Raw genomic sequence first — 22457 nt, forward strand, 5'->3', positions numbered from 1 at the left:
AAATCATCGTGTACAGAGAACTTCTCATTGGCGTTATTTTACTAATTTGTTAGATTAGCAGCATTGAAAATATAATAGTGTTATCAATAGGACAAACATGATTTTAATAACCGGCGGTACAGGCTTTATCGGCTCGCATACAGTGGTTGAGTTTTTAACAGCAGGCTTGGACGTTGTTATTTTAGATAACCTTTATAACAGCAGTGATAAGGTTATTAATCAAATTAAAGAGATAACCAACAAAAAACCAATATTTGTTAAAGGTGACATTCGTGATAAAAATATATTGCAACAGGTTTTTGGGCAATATGATATTAAGATGGTGATCCACTTTGCAGCGTTAAAAGCAGTAGGAGAAAGTGTTTTTAAGCCTTTAGAGTATTACGATAATAATGTTGCAGGTACGCTTAATTTATTAAAAGTCATGCAGCAAAATAATGTCAAAAGCTTTGTGTTTAGCTCATCAGCCACAGTTTATGGTAATCCCAAAGAAATTCCGATTACCGAGAACTGCCCCATTGGCACACCGACTAACCCTTATGGTGTTTCTAAAGTAATGGTCGAGAAAATCTTGCAAGATCTCGCTTTTGCTGATAATCAATGGTCGATTGCATTACTTCGATATTTTAATCCCGTTGGTGCGCATAAGAGTGGTTTGATTGGTGAGTTGCCAAATGGAGTACCAAATAACTTATTACCTTATTTGACACAGGTTGTAAGTGGCAAGTTGGCAAAATTGTCAGTTTTTGGGAATGATTATAATACGCCCGATGGCACAGGTGTGCGCGATTATATTCATGTAGTGGATTTGGCATTAGGGCATTTAAAGGCATATGAATATATTAAAGATAAAAAAGGTTGTTATGTATGGAATTTAGGCACCGGTAATGGTTACTCTGTGCTAGAGGTGATTGATGCATTTGAAAAAGCTACAGGCGAGAAAGTCCCCTTTGAAATAAAACCACGACGCGCTGGTGATATTGATGAATGCTGGGCTGATTGTTCAAAGGCAAAAAAAGAGCTTAATTGGCAAGCAACACGTGATATTCAACAGATGATGATCGACAGTTGGCGTTGGCAGAGTAATCAATAAAGTCAATAGGACAAAAAGTAAAGCTAGTTAAGCTTGAGCAAATAAGTGTAAAATTGCCTAAACAGCTAATGAAAAATAGGCTGAGTTTCAATTACCTCTCACCTGCGTGGCTTATGCTATATTGCTTCTTCCTCAAAGGGTGAGATAATAGTTGAAGCAACTTATTTTTTCATTATGACTTAAGTTTATAAATACAATTAAAAATACAGAGGAAAATATGGCATTAACATCGCAACAACGTCAGCAGCTAAAAGCCCAAGCACACAGTTTAAACCCTGTTGTATTATTAGGGGAAAAAGGTTTAACTAACAATGTATTAACTGAGATTGATTTAGCATTAACAGCACATGAGCTCATCAAGGTTAAAATAGCAGGTACTGAAAAAGACGTGCGTCAAGCAACGACTGAGGAGATTTGTGAGAAAACCAAATGTGAACTGGTGCAATTAATTGGTAATATATCGGTGTTATATCGCAAAAAACCAAAGAAAAAAGGAGCGTAATATGGGCTTTTTCCCAGTGACGCGCCCAAGAAGATTGCGTCGCACTCAAGCTTTAAGAGAACATATTGCTGAGACACGCTTACATGTGAGCGATTTAATGTATCCGATATTTGTTGTGCATGGTGAAAATATCAAGCGCGAAATTACTGCAATGCCAAATCAATATCATTGGTCACTAGATCGGTTACCTGAACTGATTGATACGATAAAGAAAGCGGGCATTTTATCGATTATGTTGTTTGGCATTCCAGCAAAAAAGGACCAATATGCCTCAGAAAACTACGCAGATAATGGTATTGTGCAACAGGCAATTGCTAAGATCAAAGCGCTTTATCCTCAATTGATTATTGCCACGGATGTTTGCTTATGTGCATACACAGAAGATGGTCATTGTGGTATTGTGCATCATGATGAAATTGATAATGATCAGACCTTAGAAATATTACAAAAAACAGCGGCCTCACATGCTAAGGCTGGAGCTGATATTGTCGCACCTAGTGGTATGATGGATGGCATGATTCAGGCGATGCGTTATGCCTTGGATCAAGAAGATTACGCTGAAGTTGCCATTATGTCTTATGCGGTGAAATATGCCTCAAGTTTCTATGGCCCTTTTAGAAGTGCATGTGATTCAACGCCTAAGGGCGATAGAAAGTCTTATCAAATGGATTATCGTAATAAAAAAGAAGCACTTAAAGAAGCACAAATGGATGAAGATGAAGGTGCTGATTTTTTAATGATTAAACCTGCTTTAAGTTATTTGGATATTATCCAGGATGTCAGAAACAATAGCACTTTACCAATCGTGGCATATCATGTCAGTGGCGAATATGCAATGATCAAGGCTGCTGCTGAAAAGGACTGGATTGATGAAAAAGGGGTTACTCTTGAATCATTAACTGCGATAAAACGCGCTGGAGCTAAGATCATTCTTACCTATAGTGCACTCGATGTTGCTAAGTGGGTATAAGTAGTCACGCAGAATCTAAAAGCACTTGCCGCACCCTGAGAAAGTCGCAGGGTATGCATTAATAAAAGCTATGATTTGTACTTGCTTGCTTAAAATTAAGCGCTAATATCAACATCGCCAAATAGTTGATTTTTTATAATGAATTCTGCCAAATAATCTTTATATAATAAAACCTCATGCTAATTTTTGAAGGTGAGTTATTGATGGAATATATCGTGCATAAATTTGGTGGTAGCAGTCTTGCAGATATGGTGAAAATTGAGCGTGTACTGAATATAATTGGCATGACACCTCAGTCAGTGGTTGTTTCTGCAAGTGGCAAAACCACAAGTTTATTGAAAAAATCAATTGAACTTGCTTTGGAAAATAAAGATACCAGTAAAGTAACTGCCCAACTTTCTGACCATCATTTATCTCTTATTACCGCATTATGTCCTGAAAATATTGAGCTTAAAAGTGTGTTTGAACATGATATTGCACATTTAAAACAAATGTTAACGACGATTGCATTAAGTGGAATTTGTGGTGATGCTTTGGAGTATTTTATTTTAGGTTTTGGTGAGCTTTGGTCAGCACAAATTTTAACTGCCGCCTTGCAACATAAGGGTATTGCAGCTGAGTTTGTCGATGCATCAAAGGTACTATTTGTTGATGACAATCATAAACCTGTGAGTGTTGATTGGCAAAAAAGTCAACAAGCAGCCGACCAAATATTTAGGGATTGCAAGCATAAGATTTATATTATTACTGGCTTTATTGCACAAAACCAAGATGGTGTGCGCAGTATTTTAGGGATGAATTGTAGTGATTATTCTTCTGCAATTTTTGCGAAACTTTTACAGGCAAGTAAGCTTGTAATCTGGACAGATGTTGCAGGTGTCTATAGCGCGAATCCACAAGTGGTTAAAACTGCGCGTCAACTTAAACAGTTATCCTACAAAGAAGCGTTGGAACTTGCCTATTTTGGAGCGTCGGTTGTTCATCCCTTAACGATTAATCCAATGATGGAGATGGGGATTCCGATTGAGATAAAAAGTAGCTATGAACCACAAAAGGCAGGCACTGAGATTATTCGTACATTGGATAAAACAAACCTTGAACAATACCTTATCAAAGGTTTAACGAGTATCTCAAATGTTGCCTTAATGCGTGTGCAAGGTGCTGGTATTATTGGCGTTTCTGGTATGGCGGCGAAAGTCTTTAGTGTGCTTGAGCAGTCACAAGTTTCAGTGATGATGATTTCGCAATCAAGCTCTGAGTACTCTATTTGCTTTGCAATTGAAACAAAGCTTGCCAAGCGTGCCACCAAAGCGTTAGAGCGTCATTTTAAAGCGGAGATTGAACGTGGTGATATCGAGCATATTCATTGTGATACGGGTTATGCGATGATTACAGCGGTTGGTGATGGATTAAGGGCGCAGCCTGGGGCTTTGGCGCGCGTCATTAAACCATTAGCTGATGCTAAGATTAATATTCATGCAATTACTCAAGGCTCATCTGAGCGTAGTATTACGGTTACGGTTAAAAAAGAAGATGAAGATTTAGCGCTGAATTTAATTCATCAGCAAGCAAAAAATCCGCCAGTACAAGAAATATCTATTGCGCTTATTGGCGTAGGTGGAATAGGTGCTGAGCTTATACGTCAACTAAAACAACAGCAGAAAGAGTTACAACAGCAAAATATTAATTTGCGTTTAGTTGCCGTAATGAGTTCAACCAAATTATTAACTGGTGATGATCTTTTGTTAGAAAATAATATACTTAATCTATTAAAAGTAAGTGATAGTAAAGCAGATAAAAATACTTTAGCGCAATATCTACAATCTATTTCTTGTGCACATAAGGTATTGGTTGATGCAACAGCAAGTGTTGGCATTGCCAAAACTTATGTGGATTTTTTAGCACAAGGCATCCATGTAGTGACACCAAATAAATATGCTAATACCCAGTCGATGGATTATTATCACAAGCTGCGTGAGGTATCACACAATTATAATGTTTCGTTTAAATATGAAGCCAATGTGTGTGCAGGATTGCCGCTAATTAGTACCTTAGAGACTTTGCAAAAAACAGGGGATAAGGTGCATAAAATTCAAGGGGTTTTTTCAGGGACATTGAGCTTTATTTTCAATGAAGTCAATAAAGGTAAAAGTTTTGTTGAAAGTCTGATATTAGCTTATGATAAAGGCTATACAGAACCGGATCCACGTGAGGATCTATCGGGTATGGATGTTGCACGTAAAGTTGTGTGTTTGGCGCGTGAAATTGGTTTAAGCCTTGAGTTAACTGATGTTGAAGTTCAAAATTTAACACCCGAAAATTTAAGATTATGCTCAAAAGAAGAATTTTTAAAGAAAATCAAAACCTATGATAAGGAATTGACACAACAGCTTAAAACTTTGCAAGGCAAATCTTCAGCAATCCATTTTGTCGGAGAAGTGTTAAATACAGGTGAGGCGAAAGTCTCCGTTATGCCGTTGCCGCAAAACAGTCCATTTGTCAGCTTAGATGATGCTGATAACATGGTACTTATTTATTCCAAGCGTTATCATCATTCACCGATGGTCATAAGAGGAGCAGGAGCTGGTGTTGAAGTTACTGCTGCTGGGGTTTTTGGCGATGTTTTGGCGATTTCTAATTAAGGCAAAGTTTAAACGATATTCTAGTGAAAGTGTAAAAAACACCCCTCACCCGCACTACAGATGTAGTGCGACCTCTCCCGCAAGGGGAGAGGTAAATGGTGGAAGCAAGCTCGAGAGGTTGTTTTTATTAGGAATCAAACCTAAGATTGCTAATGCAATTAGCGTATTGGAAAACAACTTACCTTTTGCGTAAGTGTGGGAGGTAGCTAGTGGAGTGAGTTGTAGTGAGACTGTTTTGGCGAGGAACTAGATATAAAACTAGTAATGCATCAGCATATTGGAAAACAACTCACCTCTCCCCTTGCGGGAGAGGTCGGCAGGCAAACCCTGTCGGGTGAGGGGAAATTGTGAATATTAAAATATTTCAAAAGCAGCTAAAAACAAATCAAACCAATGCTGAGCAAACATTTTGGTATTATTTAAGAAATCGTCATTTAGGAAACTATAAGTTCCGAAGACAAGTTATCATTGACTCGTATATTGTCGACTTTGTTTGTTTTGAAAAGAAGCTGATTGTTGAGTGTGATGGAGGTCAGTATAATAATATGGAGAAAAAGGCTTTGGATGAGGTAAGAACACAGAACCTAGTGAGTAAAGGATATAGAATATTACGCTTTTGGAATCATGATATTTTGGAAAAAACAGAAGATGTGCTGAATAATATTTATAAGGAGTTGCAGAAGTGATAGATGACAACACTCCTCACCCGCACTGCAAATGCAGTGCGACCTCTCCCGCAAGGGGAGAGGTAAATGGTGGAAGCAAGCTCGAGAGGTTGTTTTTATTAGGAATCAAACCTAAGATTGCTAATGCAATTAGCGTATAGCGTATTGGAAAACAACTTACCTTTCGCGTAAGTGTGGGAGGTAGCTAGTGGAGTGAGTTGTAGTGAGACTGTTTTGGCGAGGAACTAGATATAAAATTAGTAATGCATCAGCGTATTGGAAAACAACTTACCTCTCCCCTTGCGGGAGAGGTCGGCAGGCAAAGCCTGTCGGGTGAGGGGGAATGTGCGTTTAGAGGTAAAGGATTTAATTAATGAATGAAATGATAAAAAGAATAAAGAAAATAAAAATAAATGAAAAGATAGTTAAAGTAAGCGCATTTGCGCCAGCAACCAGTGCGAACTTTGCGGTGGGATTTGATCTTATGGGCTTTGCAATAGCTGGTGTGGGTGACAAAGTACACTTGCAAAAGCGTAGTGATAAGCAGTTGGTGATCAAAGAAATCTGTGGTGTGTTAACAGACAAAGATCTAAGTTTGGATGTTGATAAAAATGTCTGTGGTGCGGTAATAAAGAAATTCTTGCAAGATCATCAGCTATCACTTGGTTTGGATATTACCATTGAAAAAGGCATTCCTTTAGGCTCTGGCATTGGCGGTTCTGCCGCATCTTCAGTTGCGGCAATACTTGCAGTTAATGAGTTCTTAGTAAAGCCGTTAGTAAAAGAGCAGTTAATTGATTATGCCATTTATGGTGAAAGCCTTATATCAGGGGGCGTTTATCATGGGGATAATGCTGTGCCTGCGATGTTTGGAGGCTTAGTATTATTACAAAGCTCAAAGCCATGTGAGTTTATTCATCTGCCTAGTTTAGGTTTATATGCTAGTTTGATTGTACCTGATCTGAAAGTTGAAACTAAAGAGGCAAGAAAGTTAATTGATGTGCCTTTTACGATTAAAGAGTTTGTTGCACAAAGTGCCAAAACTGCGGCGATAATTAGCGCGCTTTTTGAAGGTGATCTTGTGCGCTTTAAAAGACATTTTGCAGATGTATTAATTGAGCCAAAACGCAAAGTGCTGATCAAAGGCTTTGATCAAGCAAAAGAAAAAGCAATTAGGCTTGGTGCGTTTGGATTTGGTATCTCTGGTTCTGGTCCTGCTATATTTGCTTTAAGTGACAATAAAAATGATGCAATAATGATTGCAAATGAATTAGTTGAAGTATTTATTAAAGAAGGGTTAACAGCCAAACACTATATCACAAGCTTATTTGCAAAAGGCGGGCATGTTATCGCAAAGGAGGAGTTATGAAATTTATAAGTACAAGAGGTGATGCAAAAGCTGTATCTATATCAAGTGCATTACAAAGGGGCTTAGCAGAAGATGGTGGACTGTATGTGCCTGAAGCTTTTCCATTGTTTGATTGGCGGGATTTGGATAGTGCAATCAGTTACCCTGACTTTGCAACAAAGCTGCTAACTCCTTTTTTTAAAGAAGATGCGCTTGAAAATAAACTAAGCACAATATGCCATGATAGTTTTAGCTTTCCCTTGCCATTGGTAAATATCGACCAAAAAACATCGGTACTTGAGCTTTTTCATGGTGCAACTTTATCGTTTAAAGATTTTGGTGCGAGATTTTTAGCCAATGCCTTAAGTCATATTAAAACCGATAAAAAATTTACGATTATGGTGGCAACATCAGGCGATACAGGCTCTGCCGTTGCTGCGGCTTTTTATCAAAAGAAAAACATTAATGTGATGGTGCTTTTCCCTAAGGGTAAAATCTCAATGCGTCAGCAAAAACAGATTACCTGTTGGCAAGGTAATATTTGCGCAATTGAGGTTAATGGAACATTTGATGATTGCCAAGCATTGGTTAAAGGCGCATTTGCCGATAATTGGTGGCAGAATAATACATATTTAAATACCTCAAATAGCATTAATATTGGACGACTTTTACCACAAACAACTTACTATGCGTATATTGCTTGGCAGTATTTTTTAAAGCATGGCAAGAAGGCAAACTTTATCGTACCATCGGGTAATATTGGTAATGTTTGTGCCTGTTTTTGGGCAAAAAAAATGGGCTTACCGATTGGCGATATTGTGATTGCACAAAATGAAAACAATGTCATTGGGCAGTTTTTGGATCATAAAGTATTGCCAAATAAAAAAAGTATTGAAACACTTGCTAATGCGATGGATGTTGGTAAACCAAGTAACTTTGAGCGTCTTTATGCACTTTTCCCTGATTTTGAAGTTTTTGCCCGTGAGGTTAGAGCATTTAAGGCATCTGATAGTGATATTAAAAAGATGATTGCTAAAGTAAAGAGTGAGTATGATATGCCTATTTGTCCACACACGGCGACAGCTTTTTTTGCGCGTGAAAACTTATCTGAAGATGCGCATTATATCGTTGTTGCAACCGCCCATCCAGCGAAGTTTGAAGAAGTGATCGAGCCGATTGTCAAAGAGAAAATTAAAGTACCAGAACATTTAAGAAACCTACTTGAAAAGAAACAAGAAAGCATTGAAATTTCTGCAAATCTTAATGCCTTGACAGAGCATTATCAGGCATACTTTGGAGCTTATTCTTCATCCTCATAATTATCGTAGTCTTCGTCGTCACTAGAATTGTCGAAGTCATCATAGTCATCAGTAAATTCAAAATAATCATCATTAAAATCATCGTCCTCATAGCTATACAAGCTCTTTGCATCTTGACGCAATGTATGAATGAGATTTTGCATGTCTTTAGGGGGCTTGACACTAAATTCAGCAATTTCACCACTAACTGGATGAATAAATGCCAGCTTATAAGCATGTAATGCTTGACGGTTAAAGTCTTTTAATAGATTTTGTGCTTCATCGGATAAGCCGCGTGCGAGTTTTAATCTGGGATTATAGACAGAGTCTCCTACCAGTGGCGCTTTTATATGTGCCATATGTACACGAATCTGATGTGTGCGCCCTGTTTCCAATTTACAACGAATGCGTGTATGCGCGCGATAACGCTCCAATACAACAAAGTGGGTAATCGCTTCTTTGCCAGTCGGTGTCACCGCCATTTTTAAGCGATTATGTGGGCTTCTACCAATTTTAGTTTTGATGGTACTGCCTACGGTAATATAACCTGTGGCAATCGCCTCATATTCACGCTTGACTTGGCGCTTTGATAATTGTGAAACTAATGATGCATGCGCTTTGAGACTTTTAGCTGCAACCATTAACCCAGAGGTGTCTTTATCCAGTCGATGAACAATGCCCGCGCGTGGTACTTTGGCAAATGCAGGATCGTGTGCTAATAGCGCATTAGATAATGTACCAGATAAGTTGCCTGCCCCTGGGTGGACAGTCAGTCCCGCGGGTTTATTAATCACAATGACATCATCATCTTCATAAATGATATCTAGTGGAATATCCTCTGGCTGCCAGTGATTTTTATCCTCGAGTGTAGCATTAAGTGATATTTCTTCGCCACCAATGATTTTATCTTTGGCTTTTTTGATCTCACCATTAACAAGAATAGCACCTTGCTTTAGCCATTTTTGTAATTGCGAGCGTGAGTAATCACTAAAAACGTTGGATAAACATTGATCCAAACGTTGACCAGCACAGCTTTCAGGTGCAATAACATTTTGCTGAATGTTTTTAGATACGGTATGATGTGGCACAAATAGAATCCTATCAAGACGCCCGTTAAATTGTGCATCATTGTAAACAATAAATAACAAAGGCGGTAATAAATTAAAGGGTAATCGATGAAAAAAATTAGTTTGGCATTAAGCGGCTTGGGCGCGATTTTGTTAATGACAGGATGTTCAACAACAACGAATAAGGCATTGCCATACCAAGGGGAAAGTGCTGAATATATTTATAGTAAAGGGCACCAGCAGGTTAAAGATGGTGATTATTATAAAGCGATTGACACCTTTAGATCATTAAATTCACAATATCCATTCCAAAGCTATACTGAAATGGGTAATTTGGAGTTGATTTACTCCTACTACGAAGATGGACAACCTGAGATGGCCTTAGGGTTAGCTCGTCAGTTCTTGCGCGCTTACCCGACATCAAAGCATTTGGGGTACGTTTGCTATATGATGGGGGTGATTAATTATGATAATGGTCGCGGGTTTTTACAACGCCGTTTGCCATATGATATGGCACAACATGATCCAGCATCATATTTACAAGCTTTTAATGATTTAAAGCGTGCGGTGATATTAAGCCCTAAAGCACCTTATGCTGAAGATGCTAGACGTCGAATGGTTTATATTAATAATATTGTTGCCGAGTATGAATATAATATTGCTAATTTTTATTATGAGCATGAAGCTTATGTTGCGGCAATTAATCGCGCTAAGGTCGTAGTCGAGAAATACCCGCAAAGTAACTCCATTGAGAATGCATTAGTTCTTTTGATTAGAAGTTATGATATTTTAAAAATGCCTGAGCTTGCTGATAAATCAATGGAAGTATTAAAGACAAACTATCCAAACAATGCCTATTTGAAATCTTTAGAAGATACGGCAAAACGGCCAACGGTTGTGTTTAAGTAAACATTAATCATTGAAAAGTTGATTAACATAGATCTGAAGCGTCTAATAACTGGGGTTATTAAGGTGTTATTTTAATGAATAAAGGTAATAATTATGTGGTTTAAAAATTTAGCATTATTTCAGTTTACAGAAAACTTTACAGTCAGAGCCGAAGAACTTGAGAAACAATTAGCTGAGCATGTATTTAGTCCGTGTTCAACGAGTGCACCAATTTCGATGGGTTGGGTGTCGCCAATAGCACCAGATGCGCCATTGGTGCATGCGGCATCTGGTTTTATGATGGTGTCATTTAAAATCCAGGAAAAAATGGTACCAGCAGGTGTTATCAAAGAAGTGTTGGATGAGAAGGTTGAGGAGATTGAGTTAAGAGAGTCACGTAAAGTCAAAAAGAAAGAAAAAGACACTTTAAAAGAAGAAATTTATCAAAGCTTATTGCCACGCGCTTTTACCCGTAATACCGTTATTAATGCCTATATTGATACGCAAGCAGGATGGCTTATTGTTAATGCGTCATCAGCAAAAAAAGCAGAGGTGTTAACGGTTAATTTACGTAAAGCCTTAGGTAGTTTGAAAATTCGTATCCCTGAATTGTTGCCAGTTTCTATGCTATTAACCCAATGGCTTAAAACAAACGAATATCCACAGGATTTTACGATTGAAGATCAATGTGTGTTGCAGGATAATAAAGACGCTTCTGGTATTATTCGTTGTCAGCGTCAGAATCTATTTACTGATGATATTTTGTCATTGATTGACTCGGGGCGTGAGGTTATCCAATTGGGATTGTCATGGCAAGATCAGCTAAGCTTTGTGATTAATGATGAGTTTATGTTGAAATCATTGAAGTTTTTAGAGGTTGTGCAAGACAAAGCTAATGATATTGTCTCTGAAACGAAAGAAGAACGTTTTGATGCTGATTTTATCATTATGGCAGAAACTTTGCGTGAGTTTATTAATTCTATTATGCAAATTTTTGCCAAAGAATCGCAAGAGAGTAAAAGCTCTAATACAACGGACATAATGACTGATATGAGTCCTGTTGAAAGTCGAGAAGAAACAACTCAAATATATGATGAAGATAGTGCGCCATGGGAAGATAGTGAAGTGGCAGATATCTCCATTGACCACCAAAACCAATAATGTAACATCTTATGCATCCAAATGAAGTAATGTCTTTGAATAGCCAACTTGAAAATATCAAGCGGCCACCATCCTCAATTGACGCTGAGCGCTCGGTGATTGGTGGTTTGATATTGGATAATGAAGCATGGTTTAAGATTGAAGAAATCTTACGTCCTGATGATTTTTATAGCACGCAACATCGCATTGTTTTTCGTCAAATGCAGAAGCTTATTCAAAGTGAGTCGCCCTTTGATATTATCACTTTAAGCGATTCATTATCAAATGAGAAGCTCCTAGAGCAAGCAGGTGGACTTCATTATTTGGCGGAGATTGCCAAAAACACACCAACGGCTGCTAATGTTGTTGCTTATGCTGAAATTGTCAAAGAGCGTTCAAAATTACGTGTACTTTTAAATACTGCCACTGATATTGCGAATATGGTCTATGTCCCTGATGGGCGTAAGGCCGAAGATATTTTAGATGTTGCGGAGCAGAAAATTTTAGCGATTGCTGAGAGTCATACGCAGCGCAGTGATGGACCTAAATCGGTACGTGATATTATCCCTAGTGTTATTGATCGCATTGATGCAATGATGGAAGCAAGTGATGGTATTACGGGGATTTCCAGTGGTTTTACTGATCTTGATGAGTTAACTTCAGGATTACATCCAGCGAATTTAGTGATTGTTGCAGGACGCCCTTCAATGGGGAAAACAACCTTTGCCATGAATCTAGCGGAGAATGTCGCCAGAGGAGCTGAGAAACCTGTACTTGTGTTTAGTTTGGAGATGCCATCAGAAGATATTGTGCTTAGAATGATTTCATCTCTTGGTCGTGTTGAGCAAAATGCACTAAGAAATGGTCGCTTAGAAGATGAACATTGGGCAAAGATCACAACAGCAATGGAAGTGCTATCGAAAGATTTCAATATGCATATTGATGATAGTGCTGGTTTGTCACCTTCTGAGATGCGCTCGCGTGCTCGTAAGCTCTATAAAGAGCAAGGTGGCTTGAGCATGATTGTTGTTGATTATCTGCAGTTGATGAAAATCCCTGGCTATGAAAATAATCGTACTCAAGAGGTTTCCGAAATATCCCGCGCCTTAAAGTCATTGGCTAAAGAATTGCATGTGCCTGTCGTTGCTTTGTCACAGCTTAATCGTGGTGTTGATGATCGTGCGGATAAACGTCCAATGATGTCGGATTTACGCGAATCCGGTGCGATTGAGCAAGATGCTGATGTGATTATGTTTGTTTATCGTGATGAGGTCTATCACAAAGATAAAGAAGACAATAAAGGATTAGGTGAGATTATTATCGGCAAACAGCGTAATGGTCCAATAGGGAGTATTAAAGTGCATTTTGAAGGACGTTTCTGTCGCTTTGCTGATTTAACCTTTGAGCAAAGTGTACCGTTTGGGGTGCATTAAAAGTATTTTGTAATATACTAAAAAATATTTAAAAATATGGAGGCTACTATGTCAACAATCTCATTAAAGTTGGATGACTCACTTGAGAAAGAGAGCATGTTGATTGCAAAGTCGCTAGGTTTATCCAGAACTAAATTTATTACCCATGCTATCGAGCATGAAATAGCACTTATAAAACGCAAAAATGAACGTAAGAAAATAGCCCAATTCTTAGTGCAAATGAGTGAGAATGAAGGCTATCAAGAAGAGATGAATGAGATTGAAAAAGGTTTAGAAGATGATTAAACACCTTAAGAGTTCGGGTGTATACTTGGCGAATTTAAACCCAAATAAGGGCAGTGAAATTGGTAAAAAAAGACCAGTCATCGTATTAACACATCAAACTTTTCTTGATAGTGGTATCTCTCCCATATTTATTTGCCCACTGGGTACACAGTCATATGATAAGAGCCAAGTTTTGCACGTAAAATAACGGCAAGAGACCACTTGCAACAGGATAGTTTTGCGTTGCCCGAGCAGTGTCGATCAATTTTAATGATAAGGTTAGAGCCGACATTAATTACCAGTATTACAGACAAAGAAAGAGGGGAAATTTTTAGTAAATTGGATTTATTAATAGGATTTAAAGAAAATATAAATCATTCTTAATTATTTAAGCTATCTCATTGATGTCATTTTGGCATATACCTATCGCAGGTCATTTTAAGTGTTTAATGCTGAGGAAATTTTTGATAATTTTGAGTGATTGGAGTGCAGGTAATAGCTGTTCTTGACAGAGTCTTTAGGAGCTGATTTGATAAAACAATGAAACTATCCATTGCTTCTTAACACATTCGCTATTAGCAATAGCCAATCATTCGAAAGTACGAGAAATTCAATAGCAGAAATAGTGTAAAATGGTTTGTGATAGGTATAGAATATAACAGTTAATTAACTACAGTAATAGAGCATTTGAAGTGTTAGATATACAAAAAATCCGTCAGGACTTTCCTTTTTTAAAGCAAACCATTCACGGTAAGCCGGTGGTGTTTTTAGATACAGGTGCTTCAGCACAAAAGCCCAATATCGTGATTGATGCAGTGAAAGAGAGTTATACCAATGACTATGCTAATGTTCATCGTGGTGTTTATTATCTAAGTGATCAAGCGACTGAGAAATACGAAGGCACGCGTAAGATTGTGCAGCACTTCATTGGTGCACAGAAAATGGAAGAGATTATCTTCACTAAAGGCACAACAGAGTCGATTAACCTTGTCGCAAGCTCGTTATTGGATCAGTATTTTAATGATGGTGATGAAGTTATTATTACCGAGATGGAGCATCATGCCAATATTGTGCCATGGCAGTTGATGAGTAAACATAAACCATTAACCATTAAATATATTCCGGTAACGGATAAGGGTGAGCTTGATTTATCTGTTTTACCCGCGCTATTAACGGACAAGACAAAACTTATTTCATTAACGCATTGTTCAAATGTGTTGGGGACGATTAATCCCATTAAGGAAATTATTCAAAGTATCCGCAAAACACACCCCGAGATTGCTATTGTTGTCGATGGTGCACAATCTGTTGTGCATCAAAAAATCGATGTGGTTGATTTGGATTGTGATTTCTTTGCTTTTTCCTCACATAAACTCTATGGTACTACAGGTGTTGGCGTATTATATGCCAAAAAGAAATGGCACAAACTCATGTCTCCTTATCAAGGCGGGGGTGATATGATCAAGCTTGTAACAATGACTGAAACAACATTTGCTGATCCACCCTATAAGTTTGAGGCTGGTACGCCGGATATTATTGGGGTAATTGGTTTATCCAAAGCGATTGAATATGTGCAAAGCATTGGTATTTGTAAGATTAAAGCACATGAAGAAATGCTACTTCACTATGCAACAGAAAAATTACAGAGTATCTCAGGGCTTAGAATATTGGGTAAAAGCGCGCATAAAGCCGCAGTAATTACTTTTGTCATTGATGGATTCCATGCCAATGATTTAGGGACATTGTTGGATTTATCAGGTGTTTGTGTGCGTACTGGACATCATTGTGCACAGCCATTATTACAGCGCTATAATGTACCATCGACAGTGCGTGCATCATTTGGTATTTATAATACGAAAGAAGATGTCGATATCTTGGTACAGGGATTACAGAAAGCGATTAAGATGTTAGCGTAGATCGTAGTGAATTATTTGGGCTATGATCCAAGTTCAGCCATTCCAAACGTGCCCTGAGCAAAGTCGAAGGGTATGCAAAGATGAGTGGCTTCGACTAACGCTTAGCCAACGTTTATGTTTATAGCGGATTATTCTTTTGAGCGTGAATGGCGCTTACGATCTGATTCAGTTAACATTTTTTTACGCAGACGAATTGACTTTGGTGTGATTTCAACCAATTCATCATTTTCGATAAACTCTAGTGCATACTCAAGAGTAACTTTAATCGGTGTGGTTAAAACAATACTCTCGTCTTTGCCAGAAGCGCGTACGTTAGTTAGCTGTTTGCCTTTGCATGGGTTGACAGTAAGATCATTATCACGTGAGTTGATGCCAATGATCATGCCTTCATAGACTTCAACACCATGACCAATAAATAGCTTGCCACGCTCTTGAAGATTAAATAACGCAAAGGCTAATGCTTTACCAGCACAATTTGAGATTAACGTACCATTTAAACGTGACTCAATAATTCCTTTTTTCATAGGACCGTAATGATCAAAAATTTTATTGATAATGCCAGTACCTGAGGTAATGGTTAGAAACTCAGTGTAAAAACCAATTAAACCCCGTGATGGGATAATAAATTCTAAGCGCACTCGACCTTTACCATCTGGCTCCATATTTCTAAGCTCACCTTGACGCAAGCCCATTTTTTCCATAACAGCACCTTGATATTGCTCATCAACATCGATAATAGCTTGCTCATATGGCTCACACATCTCACCATCAATTTCTTTAAAAATTACATGTGGACGAGATACAGCGATTTCAAAACCTTCGCGACGCATGTTCTCAAGTAAGATAGATAAATGAAGTTCACCACGACCAGAGACTTTAAACTTATCCGGATCATCAAGTTGCTCAACGCGAAGGGCAACGTTGTGTAAAAGTTCCTTTTCCAAGCGATCTTTGATTTGACGAGAAGTCACAAATTTACCCTCACGTCCAGCAAATGGTGAGTTGTTCACTTGGAAAGTCATTGAAATCGTTGGCTCATCAACAGATAGTGGAGGAAGTGCTTCAACACAGTCTAATGCGCAAATAGTATCAGAGATGTTAATTCCCTCAATACCGGTGATGCAAACGATGTCACCAGCAGAGGCTTCAGGCACTTCAATACGTTCAAGCCCCATATGTCCTAATACTTGCAATACACGACCTTGTCTTGTATTGCCATTTTTATCCACAATACTTACTGGTGTATTGGTTTTGATTTTACCACGCTTAATGCGACCAATACCGATGGTACCAACAAAGCTTGAATAGTCTAATGATGAAATCTGCATTTGAAACGCACCATCTTTATCAACTTCAGGCGGTGACACACGTTCAACAATCGTCTCAAATAGGGCATTCATATTATCCGTTGTTTCACTTTCATCCATTGTTGCAAAGCCGTTTAACGCTGATGTGTAGACAACGGGGAAGTCAAGCTGCTCATCAGTGGCGCCCAAGCGATCAAATAAGTCAAAGACTTGATCCATTACCCAATCAGGGCGTGCACCTGGGCGGTCAATTTTGTTGATTACAACGATTGGCTTTAAGCCGCGTGCGAATGCTTTTTCAGTCACAAAACGCGTTTGTGGCATTGGGCCATCAACGGCATCAACCAAAAGAAGAACTGAATCAACCATGGACATCACGCGTTCTACTTCACCACCAAAGTCAGCATGTCCTGGTGTGTCAACGATGTTAATACGATAATCATTCCATTTAATCGCGGTGTTTTTGGCAAGAATCGTAATGCCACGCTCTTTTTCTAAGTCGTTGGAGTCCATTACACGCTCAACCTCAGCGCCACGGGTTTGTAATGTGCCCGATTGCTGTAATAGTTTGTCAACCAATGTCGTTTTACCATGGTCAACGTGTGCGATAATCGCGATATTACGTAAATTTTCGATCATAAAATTATATTCTTTGTAAGAGTTAGCGTAAATTGATTAGTGATTGTACGGTCACATTTAAAATACGCAATGTTTTTTTGTGAGAATTGCATGTTACGGGGGAAAAGATTTTCTCATTGAAGTTGTCATCTGCATTGATATTTAAGTTTGATGTGTGCTTTAATTAGCTAGTAAATCTAACGGACTTTCTTATTAATCAGTTCAATCTGATAACCATTAGGGTCTTTGACAAAGGCAATGATACTGGTACCACCTTTGACAGGTCCAGCTTCACGAGTGACTGTGCCACCTTGTTTTTTAATTGCCTCGCAGCTTTGATAAACATCCTCGACTTCAATACAGAGATGCCCAAAAGCATTGCCATGATCGTAACTATCAGTATCCCAGTTGTAAGTGAGCTCAATGGCAGTGATGGTGTTGATATCATTGCCATAGCCCATAAAGGCTAAAGTGTATCGATAAGCTTCATTATCCATTTTTTTAAGCAAATTCATTCCAAAAATATGTTGATAAAAATGAATCGATTCCTTGAGATTATTAACGCGAATCATAATGTGAGCTAGACGCATAATGTTATCCTTTGTTTACGTTAAAAAAGCTGTAAAGAATGTTAATAAAACAGCTATGGTATGACAAGGTAAATCACGCAAAATATAAGGCAAGAAGTTCTGTAAAATGGCTTGAGGTGGGTATGTACCCATCGTAAACCATTTTATAGTGTTTAATGTTGAAGAAATTTTTGATGATTTTGGGTGATTGGACTGCAGGTAATAGCTAGGACTATTAGCAAGATCAAATCATTCAAAAGTGCAAGAAATTCAATAGCAGAAATGCTGTAAACTGGTTTGTGATGGGTATATAATGCTCGACATTATTGAATAAAGGTAGCATGCATGCAAATTGTAGATGAAATCTGCTTAAAAGCATTAACAGACGTCGAAAATACAAAAAATAGACAAGATTTAGACCATATTCGTGTTCAGTATTTAGGAAAAAAAGGTGAGCTTACGGAGATTATGAAGCAACTTGGTAGCTTATCTGATAAAGAAAAGCCAAAACTTGGTCAAGCTGTTAATGAAGCGAAAAATAAATTACAAATGGCAATTACAGCACGCTTGGATGTATTAAATGCAATAGAGTTAGCACAGCAACTTGCTGCTGAAAAAATTGATGTCACGCTTTCAGGTGTAGGCTATGAACAAGGCTCGTTGCATCCAGTTTCAACAAGCATGCAGCGTATTGAAGACTTTTTTAGCAAGATGGGTTTTGCGATTGAGTATGGCCCTGAGGTTGAGGATGATTATCATAACTTTGAAGCGTTAAATATTCCTGATCATCACCCGGCACGCGCTATGCACGATACGTTCTATTTTAATCCAAATACTGTATTAAGAACGCATACCTCAGGTGTGCAAATTAGAGCAATGGAAAAACAAGAGCCACCGATTCGCATGATAGCCCCTGGGCGTGTTTATCGTTGTGATTCTGATATGACACATACACCAATGTTTCATCAGATAGAAGGTTTATGGATTGATGAAAAAACTTCATTTACTGATCTAAAAGGCTTACTAAATGCGTTTTTAAATGCCTTTTTTGAGAAAGATTTAAAGATGCGTTTTCGCCCCTCATATTTTCCATTTACCGAGCCTTCAGCAGAGGCTGATATGGAGTGTGTGATGTGCCAAAAGCAGGGCTGCCGCGTGTGTAAACAAACGGGTTGGCTTGAGATCTTGGGTTGCGGCATGGTCCATCCTAATGTATTAACAGCTGGTGGTATTGATAGTGAAAAATATCGCGGATTTGCCTTTGGTATGGGTGTTGAGCGTCTGACTATGTTGCGTTATGGTATTAATGATTTACGCTTGTTTTTTGAAAATGATTTACGGTTTTTAAAACAATTTTAAATAGGTATATTTTTAAGGGTAATTCGTGAATTACCCTTACGGTTAATGATGGCAGTGCATGATTTGTATGGGTGGTTTATGAATTATCCTTACGGTTAATTATGGCAATGCACGATTTGTATGGGCGGTTTGTGAATTACCCTTACGGTTAATGATGGCAATGTACAATCGGTAGGGGCAATTCATGAATTGCCCCTACCATAAATTGTCCCAACCATGCATTGCCCTCCAAAAGATTACAGGATAACAAAATGAAATTTAGTCACAGTTGGTTAGAGAATTATTTAGATAAAAAGCTTGAGGTAAGCGTCTTAAGTGAAAAGCTTACAAACGCAGGTTTAGAGGTAGACTCTGTTGAAGCAGTTGCACCCGATTTCTCAGAGGTTGTCGTAGGACAAATTAAAAAGATTGAGAAGCATCCAGATGCTGACAAGCTTAATATTTGTGAAATTGATATTGGAGAGGATGAACTTGTTACAATTGTCTGTGGTGCACCAAACATCTATGCAGGTATGAAAGCGCCTGTTGCTAAGATTGGAGCGTGTTTGCCTGGTGATTTTAAGATAAAGAAAAGTAAGCTGCGTGGCCAGTCATCGGATGGTATGATGTGTTCGCAAAAAGAATTAGGCTTAAGTGATGAAAGCGAAGGTTTGATGGATTTGCCGGAAGATGCACCTATCGGTATTGATATTCGTGAATATTTACAACTTGATGACCATATTATAGAAGTAGATTTGACACCTAATCGCGCAGACTGTTTAAGTGTTTACGGTATCGCCAGAGAAGTTGCTGCTTTAACCAGCAGCAAACTTAAATCGCTTAGCAATATTGAGCCTAATATCACTAAAGGTGTACAAAAACAAGTTCTTTCACATGTGTCGGAGGCATGTCCTCGATATTTTGGGCGGATGATTTATAACATTAATGCACAAGCCCAAACGCCACTATGGATGAAAGAGCGTTTACGGCGTTCAGGATTAAGATCAATCTCAGTAATTGTCGATATTACCAATTATGTTTTACTTGAGTTAGGTCAACCGCTACATGCATTTGATGCTGATAAAATTGGCAATACTGTTTATGCGCGCATGGCTAAGAGTAATGAAAAAATCACCTTATTAGATGAAACTGAAGTAACGCTAAAATCAGACACTTTAGTCATTGCCGATGATGAGAATGTTTTAGCGATTGCTGGTGTGATAGGGGGGCTTGACTCATCAGTGACTAATAATACACAGAATATATTCTTAGAAAGTGCTTATTTTACGCCTAAGGCGATTGCTGGAAAAGCACGTCAATATGGGTTACATACTGACTCATCACATCGTTTTGAACGTGGTGTTGATCCAAAGTTATGTCAGTATGCGATTGATTATGCCGCGCGTTTGATCATTGATATTGCCGGTGGTGAGATTGGAGAGGTCGTCAAAGCGGATTATTATAAGGAAACACCTATTGAGATTCCCTTACGCTTAAATAAGCTAAACTCAATTCTAGGCATGGATTTTAGTGCTAATTTTGTCGAAGAAGTGTTAACAGCACTTAACATTATTCTAAAGACAATTAAAGATGCCAGCAATGAGGTGAAATGGGTGGCAATTGCACCAAGTTATCGCTTTGACATGGCGATAGAAGAAGATTTAATCGAAGAAGTGGGGCGAGTGTATGGCTACCAAAACTTACCGATGACTTTGCCCAAGGTGACATTGTCACAACAGCAAGTTTCTGAGCAAGTCATCACTTTGAGTACATTAAAAAATACATTGATTAATCGTGGTTATCATGAAGTGATTAATTACAGCTTCATCGATCCGAAATGGGATGCGTTGTTTTTTGATGCGCAAGGTTTGGTTTTGCAAAACCCGATTTCACAAGATATGTCAGTAATGCGTCAAGGACTGATTCCAGGACTTGTGGCAACGTTTAAAGCCAATTTAAATCGTCAGCAATCGCGTATTCGTCTTTTTGAAGAGGGTACTTGTTTTCAATCCGCTGAAGCGCTAGCGCATGAATACTCACATTTTGCAGGGCTTGTATATGGCAATATTAATCCACTTAATTGGCAGGAAAAAACAGCAAGCGATTTTTACTCTGTTAAAGCAGATGTTGAGGCTCTGCTGCAATTAAATAAAAAGACAGTAAATTATGTTATCTGTGAAGATATTGATTGGCTGCACCCAGGGCAATCTGCTTATATCTATCAAAATGGTGAAAAGGTTGGTGTTATTGGTGTATTGCACCCAAATGTAATGAAGGTATTGCAAATCAAAGGTAAATCACCGGTGGTGTTTGAATTGCAAACCAGTAGAATTTTAAATAAAGATATCGCCCAATTTATGGCGATATCTAAGTATCCATCGGTTTCACGCGATATTGCTGTGATTGTTGATTGTCATATCAGTGCCCAAAGCTTAATTGACGCGGTTAATAAAGCGGATGTAAGTTTACTAAATCAAGTTGATTTATTTGACGTTTACCAAGGTGATAATCTACCAGAGAATAAGAAGAGTATTGCTTTGAACCTAACATTTCAAGATAAAACACAAACCTTAACTGATGAGCTTATGAATAATGCCATGCGTAAAATTCTTAAATCTCTAAAAGAAAATGCTAATGCAAATCTTCGTGAGTAATACGTTATTTAGAAGCCTTTGAATTAGGTTCTTTGTTTCAATCATGATATATAATAATTCTTGGCATTAAGATCTTTTACTTAACAGTGATTCTAAATTTAAAATAATTGTAGCAAGTAAACAGATAAAAGAGACAGTTATACTCCAATCACCAATTATTAAACCCTGCAAAAGCAAAACAACAACAGGCACAGTCGTGACAAAGCGCGAATACAAATAAGGTTTAAGCTTCTGTAAAGCAATTTGACCAAAAAAACTTGGTAAAATCATACCAAGCACTGCCATAAGAATAAAAATTATTAGAATCCGACTTGAATTTAAAGAAACAAATGTACTTAAAATATGATGATCACTAATCAACCATAGTATTAATGAAGCAGACCAAAGAAAGAAAAGCCTTACAGACAGTATAGCTACGCTAGAGAATTTATATTTTTTGGAAAAATCAAAAGATGAGACGCGATAAAGTGCAGTAAAAACACCTGTCAAAATACCATAAATTGTACCTAGAACTGAATGTTCTGGAATAAAAATAATACATAAAATAATAGTCAATATAGATACAAGTGAGCTCTCTGTACACGATGATTTTTTCATTTGAGTAGCTCCTGTAATGGTCGATTTAAAATCTTAAGGCAGAGCTTAAAATCTCTTATGCTAAAAGCTGCTCTTTGATAAGCATTAGCAATCATATCCAAGCCATACCGGAAATAGCTAGACTGTAACCGACCATGTTTTTTACGTT

The 22457-nt window shown here is 38.0% G+C and carries 19 protein-coding genes; 15 read left to right on the forward strand and 4 right to left on the reverse strand.

Annotated elements, in window-relative coordinates:
- Positions 1-97 precede the first annotated feature (97 nt).
- The 7 genes from galE (at position 98) to thrC (ending at position 8539) form a co-directional block, all read left to right on the forward strand.
- On the forward strand, positions 98-1093 hold the full coding sequence (gene galE / locus DNK85_RS02755; RefSeq protein WP_119328059.1) for a UDP-glucose 4-epimerase GalE: 996 nt from the start codon (positions 98-100) through the stop codon (positions 1091-1093).
- Between the two features lie 217 nt (positions 1094-1310).
- Positions 1311-1595, forward strand: coding sequence for a ribosome assembly RNA-binding protein YhbY (yhbY, locus tag DNK85_RS02760; protein WP_119328060.1), 285 nt, complete (start codon positions 1311-1313; stop codon positions 1593-1595).
- A gap of 1 nt (position 1596) precedes the next feature.
- Positions 1597-2565 (forward strand): porphobilinogen synthase, encoded by a 969-nt coding sequence (hemB, locus tag DNK85_RS02765; RefSeq protein ID WP_119328061.1) that lies wholly within the window; start codon positions 1597-1599, stop codon positions 2563-2565.
- A 176-nt stretch (positions 2566-2741) separates the two neighbouring features.
- Positions 2742-5207, forward strand: coding sequence for a bifunctional aspartate kinase/homoserine dehydrogenase I (thrA, locus tag DNK85_RS02770; RefSeq protein WP_235842360.1), 2466 nt, complete (start codon positions 2742-2744; stop codon positions 5205-5207).
- Between the two features lie 347 nt (positions 5208-5554).
- Positions 5555-5893 (forward strand): endonuclease domain-containing protein, encoded by a 339-nt coding sequence (locus tag DNK85_RS02780; protein ID WP_119328063.1) that lies wholly within the window; start codon positions 5555-5557, stop codon positions 5891-5893.
- Between the two features lie 352 nt (positions 5894-6245).
- On the forward strand, positions 6246-7241 hold the full coding sequence (locus tag DNK85_RS02785) for a homoserine kinase (protein ID WP_235842361.1): 996 nt from the start codon (positions 6246-6248) through the stop codon (positions 7239-7241).
- Positions 7238-8539: a threonine synthase gene (thrC, locus tag DNK85_RS02790; RefSeq protein WP_119328064.1), complete on the forward strand. Its 1302-nt coding sequence runs from the start codon at positions 7238-7240 to the stop codon at positions 8537-8539. Before DNK85_RS02785 ends, thrC begins: the two co-directional genes overlap by 4 nt.
- On the opposite strand, the gene rluD is transcribed toward thrC, so the two are convergent.
- Positions 8521-9606, reverse strand: coding sequence for a 23S rRNA pseudouridine(1911/1915/1917) synthase RluD (gene rluD, locus DNK85_RS02795; protein WP_119328065.1), 1086 nt, complete (start codon positions 9604-9606; stop codon positions 8521-8523). The genes thrC and rluD overlap by 19 nt on opposite strands.
- 87 nt (positions 9607-9693) lie before the next feature.
- On the opposite strand from rluD, the gene DNK85_RS02800 reads away from it, so the two are divergent.
- The 6 genes from DNK85_RS02800 to DNK85_RS02825 all read left to right on the forward strand — a co-directional run bounded on the left by DNK85_RS02800 (position 9694) and on the right by DNK85_RS02825 (position 15226).
- A complete protein-coding gene (locus tag DNK85_RS02800) occupies positions 9694-10494 on the forward strand; it encodes an outer membrane protein assembly factor BamD (protein WP_119328066.1) in 801 nt (266 codons plus the stop codon).
- A gap of 93 nt (positions 10495-10587) precedes the next feature.
- A complete protein-coding gene (locus tag DNK85_RS02805; protein ID WP_119328067.1) occupies positions 10588-11634 on the forward strand; it encodes a recombination-associated protein RdgC in 1047 nt (348 codons plus the stop codon).
- Positions 11635-11663: 29 nt separating this feature from the next.
- A complete protein-coding gene (dnaB, locus tag DNK85_RS02810) occupies positions 11664-13046 on the forward strand; it encodes a replicative DNA helicase (RefSeq protein ID WP_119328078.1) in 1383 nt (460 codons plus the stop codon).
- A gap of 48 nt (positions 13047-13094) precedes the next feature.
- Positions 13095-13331, forward strand: a complete 237-nt coding sequence (locus DNK85_RS02815; RefSeq protein WP_119328068.1) for a hypothetical protein — start codon at positions 13095-13097, stop codon at positions 13329-13331.
- A complete protein-coding gene (locus DNK85_RS02820) occupies positions 13324-13518 on the forward strand; it encodes a type II toxin-antitoxin system PemK/MazF family toxin (RefSeq protein ID WP_119328069.1) in 195 nt (64 codons plus the stop codon). The genes DNK85_RS02815 and DNK85_RS02820 overlap by 8 nt, the downstream gene beginning before the upstream one ends.
- A 484-nt stretch (positions 13519-14002) precedes the next feature.
- Positions 14003-15226 carry an aminotransferase class V-fold PLP-dependent enzyme gene (locus DNK85_RS02825; RefSeq protein ID WP_119328070.1) on the forward strand — a complete coding sequence of 408 codons (1224 nt, stop codon included), beginning with the start codon at positions 14003-14005 and terminating at the stop codon, positions 15224-15226.
- Between the two features lie 128 nt (positions 15227-15354).
- On the opposite strand, the gene typA is transcribed toward DNK85_RS02825, so the two are convergent.
- Together typA and gloA are read right to left on the reverse strand one after the other, a co-directional pair.
- Positions 15355-17172, reverse strand: coding sequence for a translational GTPase TypA (gene typA, locus DNK85_RS02830; RefSeq protein WP_119328071.1), 1818 nt, complete (start codon positions 17170-17172; stop codon positions 15355-15357).
- A gap of 176 nt (positions 17173-17348) precedes the next feature.
- Positions 17349-17741: a lactoylglutathione lyase gene (gene gloA, locus DNK85_RS02835; RefSeq protein WP_119328072.1), complete on the reverse strand. Its 393-nt coding sequence runs from the start codon at positions 17739-17741 to the stop codon at positions 17349-17351.
- Between the two features lie 324 nt (positions 17742-18065).
- Between gloA and pheS the strand changes: the two genes are divergently transcribed.
- Positions 18066-19079 (forward strand): phenylalanine--tRNA ligase subunit alpha, encoded by a 1014-nt coding sequence (pheS, locus tag DNK85_RS02840; protein WP_119328073.1) that lies wholly within the window; start codon positions 18066-18068, stop codon positions 19077-19079.
- Between the two features lie 251 nt (positions 19080-19330).
- Positions 19331-21712 (forward strand): phenylalanine--tRNA ligase subunit beta, encoded by a 2382-nt coding sequence (gene pheT, locus DNK85_RS02845; RefSeq protein WP_119328074.1) that lies wholly within the window; start codon positions 19331-19333, stop codon positions 21710-21712.
- A 66-nt stretch (positions 21713-21778) separates the two neighbouring features.
- Here the strand turns inward: pheT and DNK85_RS02850 are convergent, their stop codons facing one another.
- Positions 21779-22309 (reverse strand): hypothetical protein, encoded by a 531-nt coding sequence (locus DNK85_RS02850; protein WP_119328075.1) that lies wholly within the window; start codon positions 22307-22309, stop codon positions 21779-21781.
- Between the last annotated feature and the right edge of the window lie 148 nt (positions 22310-22457).

The organism is Cysteiniphilum halobium, from assembly GCF_003574425.1.
In the GTDB taxonomy this organism is placed as follows: Bacteria; Pseudomonadota; Gammaproteobacteria; order Francisellales; family Francisellaceae; genus Caedibacter; species Caedibacter halobius.